The organism is Snodgrassella sp. B3088 (genome assembly GCF_026535815.1).
Classification (GTDB): Bacteria; Pseudomonadota; Gammaproteobacteria; order Burkholderiales; family Neisseriaceae; genus Snodgrassella; species Snodgrassella alvi_E.
The window spans coordinates 26,445-47,001 of sequence record NZ_JAFNPG010000008.1 but is presented as its reverse complement, the minus strand read 5'-3'; the positions used below and the strand labels follow the sequence as shown (position 1 = coordinate 47,001).

The following is a 20,557-nucleotide window of genomic DNA, read 5'->3' as shown; positions in this document are numbered from 1 at the left end:
TTTGATTTAAATTCCTTTTCTCTACTCACTTTTAAAGCAGAAAAAACTTTTCTTCAACCATTTTTTATTTTTGTTGTTAAAATCGCGATTGTTAAAATAAACCACCTTTGTAATGCTTCCGGTATCCCATTTCTCTTCTCTGTCCGCTTTAGCCATTTTGTGCCAAAAAAGTCACATATTGCGCTATATCAGCGCATTTATCGGCTTCTTTATACCTGCTACAGTGCTGGCTGCTGGCTTACCAGCTGATGAACTAAGTCTGTGGTGGTGTCTTCCCTTTATTGGCGTACTTCTTTCCATTGCTGTTAGTCCTTTACTGATACCACATCTTTGGCATCACCATAGTGGCAAAATTATTGCTATATGGTGCTGTATCTTCCTGCTACCACTATGCTGGCAATTCAGTATCATGACATGTGTTTCACTTGTTCTGCATACTCTACTGCAGGAATATCTGCCATTTATGCTACTGTTACTGGCGCTCTATACTCTTTCTGGGGGTATAGTAATTCGGAATAATGGTATTGGCAGTGTTAAATTAAATGTTTTACTTTTAGCAAGCGGTACCGTTCTGGCTGGACTGATGGGAACGACAGGAGCTTCCATGCTACTCATTCGGCCAATACTGCGTGCCAATGCACAGAGACGGTATCGTGTTCATATAGTAGTATTTTTCATTTTTTTGGTGGCTAATATCGGTGGAGGTTTAACACCGCTTGGTGATCCACCCTTGTTTCTGGGCTTTCTAAAAGGCGTAGGATTCCAGTGGACATTTAGTCATATGATTTTACCAGTATTGCTGAATACAGTGCTTTTACTAGTCTTGTTTAGCTGTATAGATAATTGGTTATGGCGACGAGAAGCCAGAATTGAGCCTCTATCACAACCACACAAGTCTACATGGACAATTGAGGGTAAAATCAACTTACTGTTTTTGCTGGCAGTAATAGTTATCATACTATTGTCTGGTTTATGTAAAAATTTTCCAATCTGGCAGTTTTTTGGCATAGAAATTAGCTTAATAGCCTGTATTCGTGATGGTTTACTACTACTGATTACCTTATGCGGACTGAAGTACACTCCATCCGCACTGCGTCAGCAGAATGAATTCAACTGGGCACCAATGCAAGAAGTCGGAAAGCTGTTTATCGGCATTTTTATTACCATTGCACCAGTGATGGCAATATTGCAATTAGGATCAGATGGTCAATTTAAGCCACTAGTCAATTTCATTCACCACAATGGAGCGCCTGTTAATACGCTGTATTTCTGGATGAGTGGTGTTTTATCCGGTTTTCTGGATAATGCGCCAACCTATCTGGTATTTTTTAATCTTGCCGGTGGTGAAGCACAATTACTGATGCTGCAATTTTCTAAAACACTGCTGGCTATTTCCATGGGCTCAGTATTTATGGGAGCACTCAGTTATATTGGCAATGCACCTAATCTGATGATTAAATCAATCGCTGAGCAGCAGCATATCGCCATGCCCAGTTTTTTTGGCTACATGGGTTGGTCTTTAACTATACTTATTCCATTGTTTATTGTAGATACGCTTTTATTTTTTTAATTTATCGAGAAAATAACGGCCTGTAAGGTTAATTTGTTATGCATTTATTGAAATACCTGCAAGCGCAGGGTCTGGGCAGCCGTAAGCAATGTCAGGTGCTGATTAAAGATGCCGCTGTACTCATTAATGGGCAGCTTTGTACCGATGCACGCATGGAGATAGAACCATCGAATGTCAGCAGTCTGCAAATTGACGAAGTGAATCTCCCACCTGTGCCATTGCCCTATTTTTATATTCTGCTAAACAAACCTGCCGACTACGAAACTTCACACAAACCTCAGTTTTATCCTAGTGTATTCAGCATATTACCCGAACCACTGCGCCATCTAAATATGCAAGCTGTTGGCCGGCTAGATGCAGATACCACCGGTGTTCTGATTTTGACCAACGATGGCCAGTTTAATCATCGCTGTACCTCGCCTAAACACAAACTACCTAAAATTTACCAAGTTAGCCTGAAACATGCTGCTGATGAAACTTTGTGTATGAAGTTACAGCAAGGGGTATTGTTACATGATGACAATGAAACTGTACAAGCAGAAAAGGCTGAACTGACCGACTCCCATACCCTGCTGCTTACCATTACTTCTGGAAAGTATCATCAGGTAAAACGCATGGTTGCAGCTGCGGGTAATCGGGTAGTTGCTTTACACCGTAGCGCATTTGGTCCCTGGCAAGCCGAAGATTTACCGGTAGGTGGCTGGCGTTTTTTTCAACCCGATTTCGATAAACTGCAATATGCTCAATACTGATCTTATTTTTCAGCTGATTAACATCATAGGTACTGTAGCATTTGCTGTGTCTGGCTATTTGGTCGGATTTCGTAAAAGGCTAGACATTCTCGGTGTAATAATCGTTGCTTTACTCACTGCAGTGGGCGGCGGCATGATGCGCGATGCCCTTATCGGACATATTCCGATGATATTTAAAAGCAATACCTCATTGTGGACTATTTTTATTACGCTTTTATTATCGTGGTTGTTTCATATTCAGTATCAGCGTCACCGAGTTCTTGCAGTATGGTTTGTGGTAGCAGATGCGCTCGGGCTGGCTGCATTCAGCCTGACTGGTGCCGAAGTCGGCTTAGCATTGAAATTAAACTGGTTTGGCGTAGTCACCTTAGCCTTTGTTACTGCAGTGGGTGGCGGGATTCTGCGTGATATTTTAGTCAATGAAGTCCCGATCATTTTGCGTAGTGACATCTATGGAACTATAGCAATATTACTCGGGCTGCTATTATGCATATTGAATCATTGGAATATGGTTACACCACTGAGCATTAATGTGTTGTTTATCAGTGGTGTCATCAGCCGTTTAATCGTTTATCGCTACAACATCACCTTGCCCGGATTTCAAAAAAAGAAAAATTACAAAATATAACAAAAATACATGAACTTTCTCTGCAAAAAACAGTCTAAGTCATTAAGATGATATCCATACGCAGCAACAAGCGTATAACCTCAAGATTTCAAATGCTTTTTAGTATTCTCTTGTCGAAACATTATTTTGGCCCTCTGCTGCTTCTCCCCTTGGCACAGAGGGTTCTTTTTATCTGGAGTGTATTTAATTCATCTACCAGCAATCCTTCTAATCAAGATATCCCCATTTTTATCAAATAAATAACAGCAAGCTGCAAAACTCTTCACAGGTGAGCGCTGTTTAACAAACTCAATCCAAACCTCTTTAACGCCTAAGTTCATCATACCATGCTAGTTATTTTTCGCTAAAATGCCGAGTGCAATTCGCAAAAGCTACCATTAAACCGTAAAATAGTTTAAATATTGCTGTTTTTTTTGCTTGAAATCTTATTTTTCAACGCTATGTACAGTAAAGTTAAATTTAATATTCAAGATATGAAAGTATCCAAATAATGGACAATCGAAAACTACGATACATTGCTTCAGCTGTCATCCTCAGCCTTACCTTGAGCCCTTTAGCAGAAGCCAAACGCATTGGAGGCGGAGGAAACCGTGGTATGTCACGATCCAGCTATTCCAGCACGTATAGCAGCCCTTCCTACCAGTACAACCGCAGCAATTATGCAAATTCTTCGTCTAGCCGTCTAGGAGGAGGTAATAATGCAGGTATGTCACGCTCTTATTCAAATTCTGGACGCAATGATTACCGATACGGTAATAATCAGAATGGTTACGCCAATCAAGCTCAGCCTCGTGGAAACAGTACTGCACGAGTCATTGGTGCCGGTGTTGCTGGAGCAGCAATTGGTGCATTAGCCGGCCATGCTATGGCAAACCACAACCAGCAGCAACCTGCTACCACCAACGCTACCCCTGCAAGTGATTACAATAATGCGGCTAATAATGTTGATAATCAGACCATCCCTGAGGCTAATCAGCAGACACAAATGGCGCAGCCAGAGAAAAAAAGCGGGTTTAGCTGGCTATGGCTTCTCATTATTGTGATTGGCGGAGTCTATTTGTATCGCCGTTTTGCAGCAAAAAAAAATAATCAGGGCAATATACCTTACAATACTCAGCAAAACAGCAATCATTTCGGCACTCAGAACAATAGCAGTAATAGTGCCCGTACCAACATATTTGGTCAAAATCTAAGCAACAATAGCTCTGTCATGCCAAACAATTTTTCGGGTATGGCTGATGGCAGCAATACTGAAGCATTTCTTCGCTTTGCACGGCAACGTTTTAATCATGTGCAATCCATGAATAATGCCTCGAATCTGGAAGAAATTAGACGCTACTTTACACCTGAAATGTTTGCCGCCATCCGCGACGATATTATCCAGAATCAGGATACGGCCGAATTCAGCGACCTCAATGCCGAACTGGTAGACAGCACACAGGAAAATGGTCAGTACATTGCCAGCGTACGCTTCAGTGGACTAGTCAGTGAAAATCTGGGCAGCCCTCAGCGACCGTTCAGCGAAGTCTGGCATTTTGTCAAACCGCTTAGTAATCAGCAAGAATGGTTAATAGCCGGAATTCAGCAGGATTAATTGAGAACATTGCGTAAGATAAATTACGCCGTTTAAGAAAAAAGCACTGATTAAATCAGTGCTTTTTTATCATAAAGCTTTGCGAATATTAAGACCAGTACTGAAAGTCCGTTTAGGAGAGGGTTCGAAATAACGGCCATTACTATCATTGACAATCACCGAACCAGCGTAACGTCGATTAAACAGATTATCAACACGTGCGTAGCTGCTTAATGTCCAGCCTCGATAAGCCCATTCATAACCAATATTGGCAGATGCCAGCGCATAACCAGGGGCATGATCCGTATTGCTGTCATTAACGTATATTTTATCCATATAACGAACATCCATACCACCTTGCCATCCTTGCTTCGGTTGCCATTGCAAACCAAAATACAATTGATTCTGTGCTACTCCCGGTATTTTATTTCCCTTACGCACAGCAACTGCTTTTCCTAGCGCCGGTATATCACTATCAAATTTGGCATCAATATATGAGTAGCTAGCCCGCGCCTCCAAATTTTGCCACAGTGTTTTCTGCCAGCCTAACTCTGCGCCATATCTTTTGGTACGGTCAGCATTACGAAATGTACTACGGCCTCCGGCTGATACAGCTGAGACTATATCGTTATGTGACTCAGTGTGAAATGCTGTTGCAGAAAATATTCCCCATTGCTGGTCAAATTTCAGTCCTGCTTCAATAGTATCGCTGGTAGAAGGCTTAAGATTGAAATTAAAACCGGCCATACTATCTGGCCGATAAGCCATTTCAGTAAAAGTAGGCGTTTCAAAACCTTTGCCATAGGCAATATAAGCAGCCGCATCATCCCGGAAATCCCAGCCTAGCGAAATACTGGGCAATAATTTATGGTAACGCAGTGCTCCACTATCATCGCCATTAGCTAGATAATGATCCTGCGTTTTAAAATGTACGTTACTATAACGCAAGCCTCCATCCACATGCCATTTCGGCACAAAACGCCACGAAAACTGCATATATGGGTCGAGATTCCATAAAGTATTGTACTCATCCCGACGCAATTTACCCTTCACCCCCAGATGGCTGCCGTTAAAATTATTGTATCCTTGCCGGTCTTCATTCTCACGGTCAAATGCCACTCCCCCAATAAGAGTGAGATTGGGCAAAGTGTTTTTGTTTAGCCAACGCAAATCGGCTCCATAATAATGTCGGGTAAAATCAATCACGCCTCCTGCGTGCTTAGGAGCGGTTTGCGCCTTGGCCGGAATCGACTGATATTGCACTACATGACGACGGCCGGCATAAACCATTGCATATAGACTATTATGCTCATTAATGGGTTTATCCCAAGTTAAACCAGTCTGGCTTTGGTCAATTTCCTTACGCATGTTGTAATCCCTGACATTTTGAGCAATCTGGCGCGGATTCTCCTGCCATTGTTCACGTGTCAGTCCGCCGGGATCAGCCGCTCTGATGCGTACCTGATTCAGCACCCAATTCAGCGTACTGCCATCATTCAGATTCCATGTAAATTTAGCATTATTCAGTACCTTCCGTGCATCGCTGTGCTCGCGATATCCATTGGTATCAAAATAATTAGAGCTGATATTATAGGCTGGTAGGTACGCTGATTCACTCCCACTCTGCAACTGAAATGAAGTTTGCTGCTTAGCAAAACGACTGGTATTGAATCCAAGACTAACACTGGGCTTACCTTCGCCTTCACGGGTAGTTGCCAGTATTGTTCCTCCTGAGGAGTTCCCATACAGAGATGAAAAAGGACCACCAAGCACTTCTATTTTATCTAAAGAGTTCAAATCTATATTAGAAGTCTGCCCTTGCCCATCTGGCATAGAAGCTGGAATACCATCAACGTATATGCGAATACCACGCACCCCAAATGTTGAACGCGCGCCAAAACCACGCATCGAAATTTGCATATCCTGAGCATAATTTTCCCGTTCCAGAGCTTGTAAACCCGGAATCCCTTTTAGGGCATCGGAAATATTCGTTTTAGGTGTATCAGTTAGCGCTCTGGCATTAACGGTATGCACAGATGCTGCTGTATCCAGCCACGATGCATGCGTGCGTAAAGCAGTTACTTCTATATCTGGCAACTGCGCATTATCTTTATCTTCTGCATAAACAACAGCAGGCAACATAGACAGGGACAAAACCAATTTCTTCAAGTGTGTGTAAGACATAATTATCAAATGTTGGAATAAGTAATATATATAAAAAGCAAATTTTTCAAACAAATATTATTTGTAAATATTTACTTCCTAAATCAAAGATACATAAATATAACAGAAATATTTATACATTCTGAAATAGACATAAAATAAGCAGCTATTTATCTGTAAATATTGACAAAAATAATAATCAAAGCAAAAAAATATTTAAAAAATATTAATAACAGCAGCTTATCAGTAAACATTGATTACTCAAGCTACTAACTGTTCTCACTCACACCTGAAGTTTTTTCTGCACAGACTGCATCTACAATATCAGCTAATAAAAAAAGCTGCCGGTTTGTACCAGACAGCTTTGTATACATTCACAAACCGCTACAATAATGGGCCGACGAGACGCACAGAATTTTCAACTAGTCCCCACCATTTGGAACGCGCCTGCCATGCTTTAAGTTCAATATACTCACAATCACGTAGATAGCCGTTTTGTAAAGCAACAATCGTTTCCGTCATACCTTCATCATAAATGGCCAGACTAATTTCCATATTCAGATAAAAACTGCGCATATCCATATTAACCGTTCCAAAAAGCGTGTAATCACTGTCAACAGTTAGTGTTTTAGCATGCAACAAACCACCTTTAAACAAAGCAATTTTAACACCGGCCTGAAGCAACATCGGATAATAAGCTCGAGAAGCATATTTAACCAGTTTCGAATCTACAGCCTCAGGTACAATCAGGGTTACTTCCACCCCTCGAGTAGCTGCTGTAGTCAGTGCCAGTAGCAAAGCATCATCCGGTACAAAATATGGGGTTGTAATCATAATCCGGCGTGTCGCGGCATGAATAGCGTTCACAATCGTGTCATAAATGACCGGACTTCCCTGTTCAGGTGCTGATGGAATTACCTGTACTACCACTCCGGTCTTTTCTTTTTGTGCAACCTGCAAATTTTGCATTAGAGCTTGTTTGCCATAGCTGTCTACCCATTGCTGTACCTGCATCAAATTAGATTCGGTCTCTACAGCCATATCACCGGCAAACACAGCAGCTAGTGGCTGAACCAAACTGCCTTTACAGCGCATCATCACATCCACCCACTGCCCGACACCAGCATTCTTTTTAAAAAACCGAGGATCCACCAGATTAAAACTACCGGTATAGCCAATTTTCTGGTCGATTACTGCAATCTTGCGGTGATTACGCAAATCAGCACGGACAAAAAATGTACGCCACAGCTGTATAGGTAACGCTTCTGTCAAAGTAATACCAGCACTGCGTAATCGCCGCGGCCAGTCACTACGCCAGAATCTAGCGCTGCCAATACTGTCCACCAGCATACTGGTCACTACACCTCGTTGAGCAGCCGCCATAGCATCATTCAGCAAATCGACAATTACACCCTGAGGATCAACAATATAAAAAGCCAGCAGGCAGCTCGTTTTGGCCTGCTGAATATCGTGGCGGATAGCAGAAATAATTTCCTCATCATGTGTCAGCAAAGTTAGATGATTGTACTCAGTAGCCTCAAAACCAGTTTTGTCTGCTGCAATCAGGCTGATTCCATGATAACGCTCATTCAGACCACTACAAGCATGCTGATTGAAATCATGCAGATAGGTATCACTGAATTTATGATAAAACTTCACCAGTTCCCGCTGGCGCCGCAATCGGCGCGAACCTAGTCTGGGTTCACCAATCAGCAAATAGGCCACAGCACCAACAAGAGGAAACGCCATCAGCATTAATATCCAAGCAACAGAAACACCTGTATTCCGCTGGTGATACAACACTCGTACCATCAGAACAGTCACCACCACCACGTGTAAAACAACAAAAATTTCTGCCCAAGGAATATTGTGTAACATAAAAGCTGACCTGTTGTTCTTAAACACAAAAAAAGATTAATTATAAAAATAAAGCAACAAAGAATGAATACGCAAATAAAATAACAGCCAGACAAAAATCTGGCAGGTACCGGAATCATCACTTCCTGTGCCTGCCTATACATTAAGGTAATTTAGCTGAAAACTGTATGAGCCCCGTAGTTGTCAGTATCTAGTGATGACTAAATCTGATGATATGGAGCTGACAAATTATGTACTGCTTCTACAGCAAACTTTACCATTTCTGGATCAGTATATTGATTAATTCCATGTCCTAAATTAAACACATGACCGCTACCTTTACCATAATCGGTCAGTAAACGACGCACTTCACATTCAACACTTTCAGAATTACCAAATAATGCCAACGGGTCAAGATTTCCCTGCAAAGCTACTCGATCACCAGCTAACTCACGTGCCCGATGTAAATTTACAGTCCAATCCACCCCCAGAGCTTCGATTTCCAAATCAGCCAGCTGGTCAAGCCACTGCCCACCGCCCTTAGTAAACACAATTACTGGTACTTGCCGGCCATCTGCTTCTCTATGCAAGCCAGAAATCACCTGTTGCAGATAGCGTAAATCAAACTCCTGAAAGGCTGCATCACTGAGAATACCGCCCCAAGTATCAAAAATCTGCACAGCCTGAGCGCCCGCTCTGATTTGCTCATTCAAATAAAGACTAACCGATTGTGCATTGATATCCAGAATATGATGCAATAACTGCGGCCGCTGGTACATCATAGTTTTTAATAAACGAAAATCTCGGCTACCGCTACCTTCAACCATGTAGCAGGCCAATGTAAACGGGCTACCACTGAAACCAATCAATGGCACACGTCCGTTTAAAGCCCGCCGAATACTGTTTACAGCATCAAACACATAGCGCAACCGCTGCATATCCGGTACATGCAACCGCTGTACATCTTGCTCCTGCCGAAGCGGATTCATAAACTTAGGCCCCTCACCTTCCACAAAGTGCAAGCCCAGACCCATGGCATCAGGTACAGTCAGAATATCTGAAAAAAGTATCGCCGCATCCAGTGCAAAGCGTTCCAGTGGTTGCAATGTGACTTCTGTAGCCAGCTCGGTATTATGGCATAACGCCAGAAAACTACCAGCCTTGGCGCGAGTAGCGCGGTATTCAGGCAAGTAACGTCCAGCCTGACGCATCAGCCATACTGGCGTGTACTCGACTGGCTGTTTCAATAAAGCTCGTAAAAAAGTATCGTTATGTAAAACTGCCATAATCTACCTCAGGCAGTCAGCAAAAAATGTACTGACTGCCTGTAAAATCAAAATAAAAAATTACAACTCATCATCATTACTGATACTGGACAGAATCTGAGTACGCTGCTCTTCTGCGGCCTCATTTTCACCCGATTGCTCCAGCACTTTTGCCAGCAATAATCTGGTCACATTATTGCTTTTCGCTTGCAAGCTCGCTTCTAAATAATTTTTCGCCTTACCCCATAATTGCTGCTGGTAGCTCATCTCACCCATCAGCAATAACAAATCCGCATTCTGTGGCTCCTGTTGTAACCACTTATCCGCTGCTATCATATTTTTTTGCTGTTCTTTACTGCTCAAATACTGATTAGCGTGATTAAAAGCTGGTAACAATGCAGCATCATGACTACGTGGATAATATTTCTTTACCCATTTCACAGCCTGTGTGTACATCCCTAGCTGTAAATACTTTTCTACTATATCTGCACTCAACAAGCTTTCTTGTTCGTCCACTGGTATTGATTTAAGACTATTTTTCAGTTCAACAGGATTTTTGGCTTCAGCCAGTAATTGCCGGTAAGCCCAATATCTATATTGCTGCTGTTCACTATCACTTAATGCACTTGCACGGCTCAGCTTATCCACTTGCTGCAATACTCCTCGTGCATCATGCTGATCCCAGTCATAGCGTAGTTGTAGTTTCACAAGCTGAGTTAAATTCGGATTGATTTTGGCCGCAGCATCCAATGCACTCTTTGCCTGCTGCTCATTGTGCTGAGCCAGAGCTGATTGACTAAGCAGCAGATAACGTGAGAGTTGCTGTTTTTCGGGCAGCTTGGCCACCTCGTTTAAATAGCGGTCTCGAGTACTCATATCATCCATTTGGTCTGCACTGTGAGCAGCCAGCAATAAAGCCAGTGATCGGCTATGCTGACCCTGTTTATTGCGCAGCACTCGTTCAGCCTCTCGGGCAGCAAACTGATAGCGTCCTTCAAAATAAGCCAAACCAGCATGATTCAAGGCCGTTTCAACCTGATGGCGCTGATGATTTATGCGCCAATGTTGCCAATGGCCGGGGAGATGCACAAAACCCATAACAATGCGCAGCAAAATATACAGCATTACCACCGTCAAAAGCACCATACCGATAAAGAGCTGCAGATTAATCCGTATCAACGTCTGTTCTACGACAATATAAACATCACCACTGTAATACTTGGCACCCAGTACCACAGCTACAGCCACTATAAATAGTATAATCAACCATAACAAAGATCTCATAATGAATGTTCTCCCTGCACGGCAGAAGCTGCTGTTGCATTTTTAGCGCTTTCCGCACTGGCTGCTTTTGCTGAATGAGTTTCGGGCACAGCAGAAGCACTGCTGGCACTAGAAGCACTAAAATCTGGCAACGCAGTTGACATATCCATACCAGCCTGATGCTGATAATCTCGCACTGCTGCCAAACTTGCAGAAAGATTACTGTCCTGATTGGTCTGAACATTCAACATTTTCAGTTGAGACAGCTCTTTAAGCCAAGATTGTGTCGCCGCAGAGCTACCATCAAAATACTGTTTAACCGTGGCCTCGGCTGTGTTCAAATCAGCGGCATAAACCTCACTACGCCGCTGAATCAGCGCAATACGCGCATCCAACAAACGCAGACGTAGATTTTCTCGTACAAAATAAATTTGTTCCGGCGACATTAACATCGAATCATTATGATTAATATGCCGAACTTCTACCATACTACTTAGCGAATGCAGTGTAGCTTGCCACGTACGCTGCCACCATGATGCATTTGGATTAATAGTTGCCGTACCAGAAGAAACATTGGGTTGCAACTGATTATCAACGACTAGAGGTAAGCCTGCAACGCCAGATTCCAGACGATTTAGACGGAGAGAGGCACTGGCCACATCAAGATATGGACGACCTTTCAAGTTTTCGAGATCACTGCTGATGGCTTTTTTAATTGGCAGTAACTGAGGTTGGTCAAAACGTGCCAAACGACTATCCAGATTTTCCAGCACATTTACAGCCACCGGAACATTCCCCGATATCAGCAACTGCTGCGCAGCCAGATTTAGTGTAGCCTCAATCTCATCAACCAGCCAATCAGTACGGCTTTTTACCAGCTCCTGATAAGCACGTGTCAGACGATCAACATTTTCACCCTGCGTTTTCTGCTGCGTTTGCAAATCTTGCAATTGCTTACTCAATTCATCAACCCGTGCCAAACTTGTTTCCACTGTAGCTGCGGTTTTACTGGCACCAATACCTGCATTTTCGATTTTCTGATCAAATTGAAGTTGCTGATTTTTCAGCAGATTTTGCCCCTCAACGAATAAAAATCCACTGGCACCCAATGCCAGTATCGACAGTACCAAAGCACCCAGTGCTATTCCCTTACCCGTACCAGATACTTGTTTCACTGCAGCTGGCCGGCTGGTTTCTTGAGGTACAGACATTCCTGATCCTGTGTTGTTTTTTTGAAAATCTTTAGTTTGATGGGTGCCGGCTTTTTGTTTATCTGAAGGTTCAGCTGCCGCGGATGTAGTCGATTCAGGAGGTACACGCACTTCACCTTGTGTATTCACCAACAATGGCTGCTTACCTTGTTCCGGAGACTGACCAGACTGCGTATCTTGTTGTTCACTCATTCGGTATACTCCCTGCACGATAATTGGGACAACAGCTCAGCAGAACAACTATCACACTGTACTGTCTGAATGCAAAATTTCCAATCCACGCTGTAAATCCGATACCAGCATCGTAGCGACATCATAACTCGACAGCGCTGCTTCCACACGTGGATGGTGAACTAAGTATAACAAGCTTTTGCCAATTGCGTACAAATCTGGCGGCATCTGCGAAAACCACGCATTTACAGCAGCACTTGTCGTCATATAAACAGCCTTTAAACGCTTTTCTTCAAGTGGCTGCCTCAATACAGACCAATTAAGCAGCTGTGGCTGGCGCTCATATACTTCAGCCAGATCAACCTGCCAACCTTGCTGACCTAGCTTGTCAACCAGCAATTCGCGACCGCCAACACCCCTAATCAGCATCATCCTTCCATTTTGCTGATGCCATATGGCTAAACGTAAAACTGCTTCACTATCATTGCCATCAAGCGGATAAACAACCTGTTTAAAACCAGAAGCAATTAACACTTTTGCTGTAGCTGCGCCTACAGCCACATGCACTACATTATCAGACTGAACAAGATATTTGGCAGCAATGTGCACTGCGCTAGGGCTGACCCACACAATGACATCTTGTTTCAAGCTGCGCTCAGCCAGCTGCTGCAAGATATCATCAAAAGGTAGCAACTGCTGATACTCCATTAATAATGGCTGCCATCCAGCACGAATACAGCTTTCTATATCAGCAGCCGCAGCCTGTCGCGGACGCATCAATACAATGCTGGGATGAGTAATCATTGACCGGACAGCACTTCATTAATCAAGTCTCTGGCGCCCAAACTGGCTAATTTTTGTGCCACGTTTAAACCCAGTTGTTCCGCATCACTCATAGAAGCCTGCGCGCTAGCACGCAGCACCGTTTTTCCATCAACAGAAGCAACCAAACCAAACAATTCAAGCGTACCAGAGCTTTCAACACAATAAGCAGCCAGAGGGACTTGACAGCTACCACCCAAAAACTTTGCCATGGTTCGTTCTGCCGTCACACAAGCCGCTGTAACTGCATGATGAAGAGGCTGCAATAAGTGTAATAAATCAGTCCGGTGAGAAGCCACCTCAATTGCCAGTGCACCTTGACCAGCCGCAGGTATGGAAATTTCAACCGGCAAAATGCTACGGATACGATGATCTAAACCCAAACGTTCCAAACCAGCAGCAGCAAGAATAATAGCTGCATATTCTTGTTTATCTAATTTACTGAGGCGGGTCTGCACATTACCGCGCAAAGGTTTTATGTGTAAATTCGGATAGTGCAACCGAAGCTGAGCTTCGCGGCGCAGACTAGATGTGCCAACAATGGCTCCTTCTGGCAATTCCGACAGATGGGCATACTGTTGTGAAACAAAAGCATCAAAAGGATTAGCCCGCTCAGTTATAGCAGCCAGAACAAAACCTTCTGGCAACTCCATAGGTACATCCTTAAGTGAATGAACCGCAATATCGGCGGTTCCTGCTTGCAATGCCCATTCCAGCTCTTTGATAAACAGTCCTTTACCACCTATTTTAGACAAAGACTGGCTTAGTATCTGGTCACCCTTTGTCGTCATACCTTGAATAGTGATAGATATATTAGGATAAAGCACCTGCAAACACTGCTGTATGTGTCGTGCTTGCCACATAGCCAGTGCGCTTTCACGACTAGCAATGACCAGATTATTTTTTTTCATACCAAGACACATAAAACCAAAAAATTAAAATATAAATTTTAGCATTAACTGTAGATTAAGCTGCATTTACTTACACAACCCAATATGTATTCAAAGTCAAGCTTCAGTACGTAACAATAACTCATCAACCAGACTACTTACACCAGCTTGAGCAGATGCACGAATGATTTGTATATTCTGCAACCCTTCAAGTGGTTGAGGATCAACCAGAAAAATTTCTGCAGATCGTGCCGCATAGTGAAACAGACCTGCAGCCAAATATACTTGCAAAGATGTGCCAACAATGATAACTATATCAGCACAACGCATTAGCTGAATGGCAGAGTCAATCATCGGCACAGTCTCTCCAAACCACACAATATGCGGCCGCATCTGGAAGCCATGATTATCCTTATCTTCCAGCGTCTGATCTGAAAAACAATCGACAATATAATTTTCATCAACACTACTTCTTGCTTTTAAGAGTTCACCATGTAAGTGTAGTACATGACTACTACCAGCACGCTCATGCAAATCATCTACATTCTGCGTGATAATATTAACATTGTATCTTGTTTCCAGATTTTTTAATGCTAGATGAGCCGTATTAGGTTGAGCTCTTAGCAACTTCCGCCTTAAACGATTATAAAATTCTAATACTCGTTCAGGATGGCGCTCAAAAGCCTCAGGTGTAGCAATATCATCAATTTTTTCACCATCCCATAATCCACCATGATTACGGAAAGTCTGCAAACCACTTTCTGCACTGATGCCCGAACCTGTCAACACAACAATTTTATGCCGGCCTACAGATGAAAACTTACTCATATGTGCACAAAAGCTTTAATTGCAGCTTTTAGTCTTTGCAAGCCAGTCTGCAAATCAGTATCAGTCAATAGCAGACTAGGTGCAAAACGTAAGACATTATTACCTGCCACCAAAACCAGCAAGCCATGCTGCAAAGCCAACTGCATTAATTGCGCAGCCCGTCCTTTGTACTTATCAGACATCACACAACCAAGCAATAAGCCCTGTCCTCTTACCTGAGCAAACACACCAGATGCATCAGATAATTCCTGCAAACCTTTCTTCAATTTTTCACCTTGCCGCAAAACATTCTGCAAGGTCTCAGGCGTATTTATAATATCAAATGCCGCACAGCCCACCGCACACGCTAGCGGATTACCACCAAAGGTACTGCCATGACTACCAGGCGTAAAACTGCGGCCAACACCTTCTGTTGTCAACATAGCACCTATAGGAATCCCACAACCCAGTGCTTTAGCAGCTGAAACAATATCCGGCCGGATATCATAATACTGATGTGCAAACAACTTACCGGTACGTCCCATCCCCGTTTGCACTTCATCGAGAATCAACAAAGCTTGATGACGATCACAGGCACGACGAGCCGCCTGCAAAAAAGCTTCAGTTACAGGCAATACACCACTTTCACCTTGAATCGGTTCAATAACTACCGCACAGGTTTTATCATTGACCGCTGCATCAATAGCAGCAACATCATTAAACGGAATATGCCGGATACCAGCAGGCAAGGGCGCAAAATCATTACTGTATTTGGGTTGACCGCCTACAGAGACAGTAAAAAGCGTACGACCATGAAATCCATTAATACAAGCAATTATTTCGTGTTTTCCTGTATCAGGAAAATGGTCACGCGCATATTTTCGGGCCAGTTTAAAAGCAGCTTCATTGGCTTCTGCGCCAGAATTACAAAAAAATACTTGCTCAGCAAATGTGTGTTTTACCAGACGCTCAGCCAAATTCTGTGCCGGTTGGGTGGTATAAATATTGGAAATGTGCCATAACTTATGTGCCTGTTCCATCAACGCATTAATCAGAAGCGGATGGCAGTGACCCAAAGCATTTACAGCAATCCCACCTGCTAAATCTATGTATTCCTGCCCATTATCATCCCAAACACGGCTACCTTCAGCACGAATAGGCAGCATAGGTGCAAAACTAAAATTCGGTGTTAAATAATTATGCATATTTCTCTCTATTAATATATACATTTATCATAATCAGAAGTCATCAAGTTCTGCTATCTCAATGTATCATAAACCTGATGAACAAATAAGAAAACATACCAACAACTGATTCAGTAAAGATTAACCTGAATAAAATATTAGTTTGAGAATAAGCTTATAGAAAGCAAAGAGATAAAATGCGAACATTTTTCAAATTCCTAAACTTATATGTTCAGCATTAATCATAAGTTTTATGCAAAAAACTATTTAGATAACTAATTTCCATAACATCTATCAAGACAAAAACCCTCATCAAAATAGACAGAAAAATTAATCATAACTCATTAAAATTTGAAATAAATATCAAATTTGAAGTACCAAATAAATCATAATTCTTATATGTTATTCATAAAACCAGAATAACTCTTATAGCTAAATTCTTAAAACTAAAAACAGATTTATTAGTCAATTACAAAGGTTTGAACTAGTGCATTTTTAAAAGAATATTCTGAAGAAATTGTTTATTTATCACTACCGTGTTCAGAATTACCTTGATTATAAATCTAAGACTGGAACAAATAAGGGAAATATTCGATCAGAAACTTATAAATACTTTTTATAAAAAGCCGAAAAATCATAAATCCACAAACTATTTTTTCAATTAACCTATGGCTTCAGTATAAATCGGCTATTACTAATTTCTAATGAACCTTATTTGTAATAGTACTCAGCAATTTAGCTTCAAAATAATTACTAGCATTTTGCACAAAATAAATATAAGAGGTTGATTTAAAGCAGTCTACTTATAAAAATACAGATTTCACATTTGGCGCAAACGATTAATTCGATTATCCAACGTTGGATGGGTGCTAAACAAAGAGTCATCCGATTCACTGGCAATTCCCAGAGCAGACATACCAGTCGGCAACTGACTGGTTTCACCTTTTAACCGCTGCAAAGCAGCGATCATTTTTGGTGCACCCACTAAACGTGCTGCACCTGCATCTGCCCGATACTCACGCTGACGGCTAAACCACATCACAACTAGACTGGCCAAAAAACCAAATATAATCTGCAAAATCAGACTTATTGCAAAGTAGGCTCCCTGAGACACTTCTCCATTTTCATCTCTGGACATAACATCTGCAATACGGCGTGCCCAGAAAAACACAAATGTATTTACCACACCCTGTAACAATGTCATTGTCACCATATCACCATTACCAATATGTGCCATTTCATGAGCCAGCACAGCTTCTACTTCATCCTGAGACATACCATGTAACAAACCAGTACTCACCGCGACCAGTGAGCTATTTTTAGTAGCACCAGTCGCAAAAGCGTTGGGCTCTGGAGAATCATAAATCGCCACTTCCGGCATAGTAATATTCCACTGATTTGCCAGCCGGGCTACAGTGTTTAGTAGCCATGCCTCTGCAGCACTTTGAGGTTGACCGATTATCTGACCATCGACCGAAGCAAGAGCTAGCGATTTTGACATCAACAAAGAGATAAACGAACCGGTAAAACCCACTACAGCTGCCACTAACAACAAACTGCTGGTCGTATTACTGTTAAGCCTAATACCCAAAAATGCACATAAGATGTTCAGAACAATATTAATAACGATAATAACGGCTAGATTTGTAGCAATAAACAATAAAATGCGTTTCACATTATGCCCTTTTAATTTCTGCAGAATTTAATCAGCACAATATAATATTGACATATAAAAATCTAAATACCAAACTTGAAACAAACAGTTTATAAATCAGAAGTCACAAACAAAAATTATCATATAAAATTAAAGAAATGATTTAATTCACGAATTCAACTTTGAAAAGCGACATTCTGTATAGAGAAAGAAACATTCAAGTCAAAAGAATATAGCGATGATTAAAACAGACTAATCCCTAAATACGTACCTCTCCATGTCCCAAAACAATCCACTTCTGGCTGGTTAACCCCTGCAACCCTACTGGACCTCGTACATGGATTTTATCAGTAGATATACCAATTTCCGCCCCTAGACCATACTCGTAGCCATCTGCAAAACGAGTAGACGCATTCAGCATAACGCTAGCAGAGTCTACAGCACGCAGAAAAAGCTGAGCATGTAGTAAATCATTGGTTACAATACTATCAGTATGATGGCTGCCAAAATGATTTATATGCTCTATAGCGTCTTCAATATTGTCTACTACCTTTATAGACAGAATTGGAGCCAAATATTCAGTAGACCAATCTTCCTCAGTAGCCGGTAAAACATCATCCTTCAAAATCTGCACAGTTTGCGCACAACCACGTAATTCAACATTTTTCTCAGCATACTTTTGCTGTAGTAAAGGCAATAACTTTTTTGCTTGGCTAGTATGAATCAATAAGGTTTCCATAGTATTGCAAGTACCATAGCGCGAAGTCTTCGCGTTTACAGCTATATCAATTGCCATTTCTGCAGAAGCGGAAGCATCAATATAGACATGACAAATACCATCAAGATGTTTGATTACCGGTATCCGCGATTTTTCCTTCACTCTTTGCACCAGTCCTTTACCGCCACGTGGAATAATCACATCAATATATTCCGGCAGATTAAGCAGCACATCAACACCTGCCCGATCAGTCTCAGTAATCAGATTAACAGCTGCTTGGGGTATTCCAGTTTCAATCAAAGCAGAATTGATGACAGCAGCAATAGCTTTATTGCTATTAATGGCTTCACTCCCGCCGCGTAATAAACAACTATTACCTGCTTTCAGACATAAAATCGCCGCATCCAGCGTCACATTCGGGCGTGATTCATAAATCATGCCAATTACACCAAGCGGAACACGCATTTTACCAACCGTGATACCACTTTGCAGAGTTCTAAAATCATCCATTTCACCTACTGGATCAGGCAGTGCAGCAACCTTATGAACACCTTCAATCATCGCATCAATACTACGATTGCTCAGATGCAGGCGATCAAGTAAAGCAGCATCCAATCCCTGCAAACGTGCTGCCTTCATATCCGCTTCATTGGCTGCAAGAATCAGGTGCTGTTGTGCAGCTAGATTATTAGCAATCAGCATTAAAGCCTGATTTTTCTGTGCAGCAGAAACTCTAGTCAGAGAATAAAAAGCCTCTTTAGCTGCTTTAGCCGTTTCAGTAATATATTCGGTCAATTCCACGTGAATTTACTTTCCAGAAAAAAACACTAAAATCATTCTTATTCTCATATAAAATCACAAAGAATACATTTACCCAATTACAACTACCCTTGCATATACCCTGAAATCCACATGATAGGTAAAAATTATCAGGCTAATAGAACCCTGCACACATAATAGAACTAATCAATATGTGTATCGGTAGAATCCTTAAAATTGGTTTGTGGCCTCAACACTATTAAGTGGTCAACAGCACCAATGGCATTGGTATCCTTACCTGGATAATCAAGTTCAGTCAAAAAATGGCGAATACAATTCAGACGGGCTCGTTTTTTATCATCGGATTTAATAACCGTCCAGGGTGCATCACCGGTATGCGTATGAAAAAACATATCATTCTTAGCTGCCGTATAATCATCCCAGCGATCCAGAGACTGAATATCAACAGGCGAAAGTTTCCAGTGTTTCAACGGGTCGTCACGACGAGAAATAAACCTACGCAACTGCTCTTCTCTAGAAACAGAAAACCAAAACTTAAACAGATAAATCCCGCTGTTGACTAACATACGTTCCAATTCTGGTGTTTGACGCATAAACTGCAAATATTCATGTGGCTGGCAAAAACCCATTACTCTTTCCACACCAGCACGGTTATACCAAGATCGATCGAAAAAAACCATCTCACCACTTGTCGGCAAACGCTCAATATAGCGTTGAAAATACCACTGCCCTTTTTCAGTTTCAGTCGGTTTTTCCAGCGCTACAACTCGGGCACCGCGCGGATTGAGATGTTCCATAAATCGCTTGATTGTCCCCCCTTTACCGGCAGCATCCCGACCTTCAAATAAAGAGACAATTTTCTGACCAGATTCCTTAACCCAGTTTTGCACTTTCAACAGCTCAATTTGCAATCTGGCTTTCTCACGCTCATAAGTAGCCCGCCGCATCCGAGTGCGGTATGGATAACTAGCCGGCAAAGGTGCTGAAGACGAATCTTCATCGGAATGTTTTCCTCGATACTCCAGCACACTTTTTTCAAAAACATTTAATTTAGTGTCTTTATCCTGATTGTTCACTTCAGAGGATTGTTCAGGCTTTAGTATCTGCTCACTCATATTCTTCCTTTCCTATATGGCTCAGAGTAAGCCAAATTTTCATTTTAAGAAATGTGATAATCTGTATAAGTATTGTAACTCAATGTACACTCTGCTTACCAAACAAAATGTCATAGATTAATAAAACCTTAGTC

The 20,557-nt window shown here is 41.9% G+C and carries 16 protein-coding genes; 4 read left to right on the top strand and 12 right to left on the bottom strand.

What is annotated here, in order from left to right:
- Positions 1–178: 178 nt before the first annotated feature.
- The 4 genes from J3U75_RS06195 (at position 179) to J3U75_RS06180 (ending at position 4,544) form a co-directional block, all read left to right on the top strand.
- The gene (locus J3U75_RS06195) at positions 179–1,570 is read left to right on the top strand and encodes a sodium:proton antiporter (protein WP_370387415.1); all 1,392 of its coding nucleotides are present in this window, start codon (positions 179–181) and stop codon (positions 1,568–1,570) included.
- A gap of 38 nt (positions 1,571–1,608) precedes the next feature.
- The gene (locus J3U75_RS06190; protein ID WP_267391069.1) at positions 1,609–2,322 is read left to right on the top strand and encodes a 16S rRNA pseudouridine(516) synthase; all 714 of its coding nucleotides are present in this window, start codon (positions 1,609–1,611) and stop codon (positions 2,320–2,322) included.
- Complete coding sequence (locus tag J3U75_RS06185) at positions 2,309–2,950, top strand: trimeric intracellular cation channel family protein (protein ID WP_100141331.1); 642 nt, start codon at positions 2,309–2,311, stop codon at positions 2,948–2,950. Before J3U75_RS06190 ends, J3U75_RS06185 begins: the two co-directional genes overlap by 14 nt.
- Before the next feature lie 490 nt (positions 2,951–3,440).
- The gene (locus J3U75_RS06180; protein WP_267391068.1) at positions 3,441–4,544 is read left to right on the top strand and encodes a Tim44 domain-containing protein; all 1,104 of its coding nucleotides are present in this window, start codon (positions 3,441–3,443) and stop codon (positions 4,542–4,544) included.
- A 69-nt stretch (positions 4,545–4,613) separates the two neighbouring features.
- On the opposite strand, the gene J3U75_RS06175 is transcribed toward J3U75_RS06180, so the two are convergent.
- The 12 genes from J3U75_RS06175 to ppk2 form a co-directional block, all read right to left on the bottom strand.
- Positions 4,614–6,707 (bottom strand): TonB-dependent receptor, encoded by a 2,094-nt coding sequence (locus J3U75_RS06175; RefSeq protein ID WP_267391067.1) that lies wholly within the window; start codon positions 6,705–6,707, stop codon positions 4,614–4,616.
- Between the two features lie 363 nt (positions 6,708–7,070).
- Positions 7,071–8,564: a cardiolipin synthase gene (gene cls / locus J3U75_RS06170; RefSeq protein ID WP_267391066.1), complete on the bottom strand. Its 1,494-nt coding sequence runs from the start codon at positions 8,562–8,564 to the stop codon at positions 7,071–7,073.
- A gap of 200 nt (positions 8,565–8,764) precedes the next feature.
- Positions 8,765–9,829 (bottom strand): uroporphyrinogen decarboxylase, encoded by a 1,065-nt coding sequence (gene hemE / locus J3U75_RS06165; RefSeq protein ID WP_267391065.1) that lies wholly within the window; start codon positions 9,827–9,829, stop codon positions 8,765–8,767.
- A gap of 60 nt (positions 9,830–9,889) precedes the next feature.
- The gene (locus J3U75_RS06160; protein ID WP_267391064.1) at positions 9,890–11,092 is read right to left on the bottom strand and encodes a heme biosynthesis HemY N-terminal domain-containing protein; all 1,203 of its coding nucleotides are present in this window, start codon (positions 11,090–11,092) and stop codon (positions 9,890–9,892) included.
- Entirely contained in the window at positions 11,089–12,474 is a 1,386-nt protein-coding gene (locus J3U75_RS06155; RefSeq protein ID WP_267391063.1) for a uroporphyrinogen-III C-methyltransferase, read from the bottom strand. The genes J3U75_RS06160 and J3U75_RS06155 overlap by 4 nt, the downstream gene beginning before the upstream one ends.
- Before the next feature lie 51 nt (positions 12,475–12,525).
- Positions 12,526–13,257, bottom strand: coding sequence for a uroporphyrinogen-III synthase (locus J3U75_RS06150; protein ID WP_267391062.1), 732 nt, complete (start codon positions 13,255–13,257; stop codon positions 12,526–12,528).
- Complete coding sequence (hemC, locus tag J3U75_RS06145) at positions 13,254–14,186, bottom strand: hydroxymethylbilane synthase (protein WP_267391061.1); 933 nt, start codon at positions 14,184–14,186, stop codon at positions 13,254–13,256. Before hemC ends, J3U75_RS06150 begins: the two co-directional genes overlap by 4 nt.
- Before the next feature lie 96 nt (positions 14,187–14,282).
- The gene (locus J3U75_RS06140) at positions 14,283–14,993 is read right to left on the bottom strand and encodes a Sir2 family NAD-dependent protein deacetylase (RefSeq protein WP_267391060.1); all 711 of its coding nucleotides are present in this window, start codon (positions 14,991–14,993) and stop codon (positions 14,283–14,285) included.
- Entirely contained in the window at positions 14,990–16,177 is a 1,188-nt protein-coding gene (locus J3U75_RS06135; protein ID WP_267391059.1) for an acetylornithine/succinyldiaminopimelate transaminase, read from the bottom strand. The genes J3U75_RS06140 and J3U75_RS06135 overlap by 4 nt, the downstream gene beginning before the upstream one ends.
- Positions 16,178–16,976: 799 nt before the next feature.
- The gene (gene htpX / locus J3U75_RS06130) at positions 16,977–17,831 is read right to left on the bottom strand and encodes a protease HtpX (RefSeq protein ID WP_267391058.1); all 855 of its coding nucleotides are present in this window, start codon (positions 17,829–17,831) and stop codon (positions 16,977–16,979) included.
- A 238-nt stretch (positions 17,832–18,069) separates the two neighbouring features.
- The gene (locus tag J3U75_RS06125) at positions 18,070–19,323 is read right to left on the bottom strand and encodes a glutamate-5-semialdehyde dehydrogenase (RefSeq protein ID WP_267391187.1); all 1,254 of its coding nucleotides are present in this window, start codon (positions 19,321–19,323) and stop codon (positions 18,070–18,072) included.
- A 167-nt stretch (positions 19,324–19,490) separates the two neighbouring features.
- Positions 19,491–20,423: a polyphosphate kinase 2 gene (ppk2, locus tag J3U75_RS06120; protein WP_100151997.1), complete on the bottom strand. Its 933-nt coding sequence runs from the start codon at positions 20,421–20,423 to the stop codon at positions 19,491–19,493.
- Between the last annotated feature and the right edge of the window lie 134 nt (positions 20,424–20,557).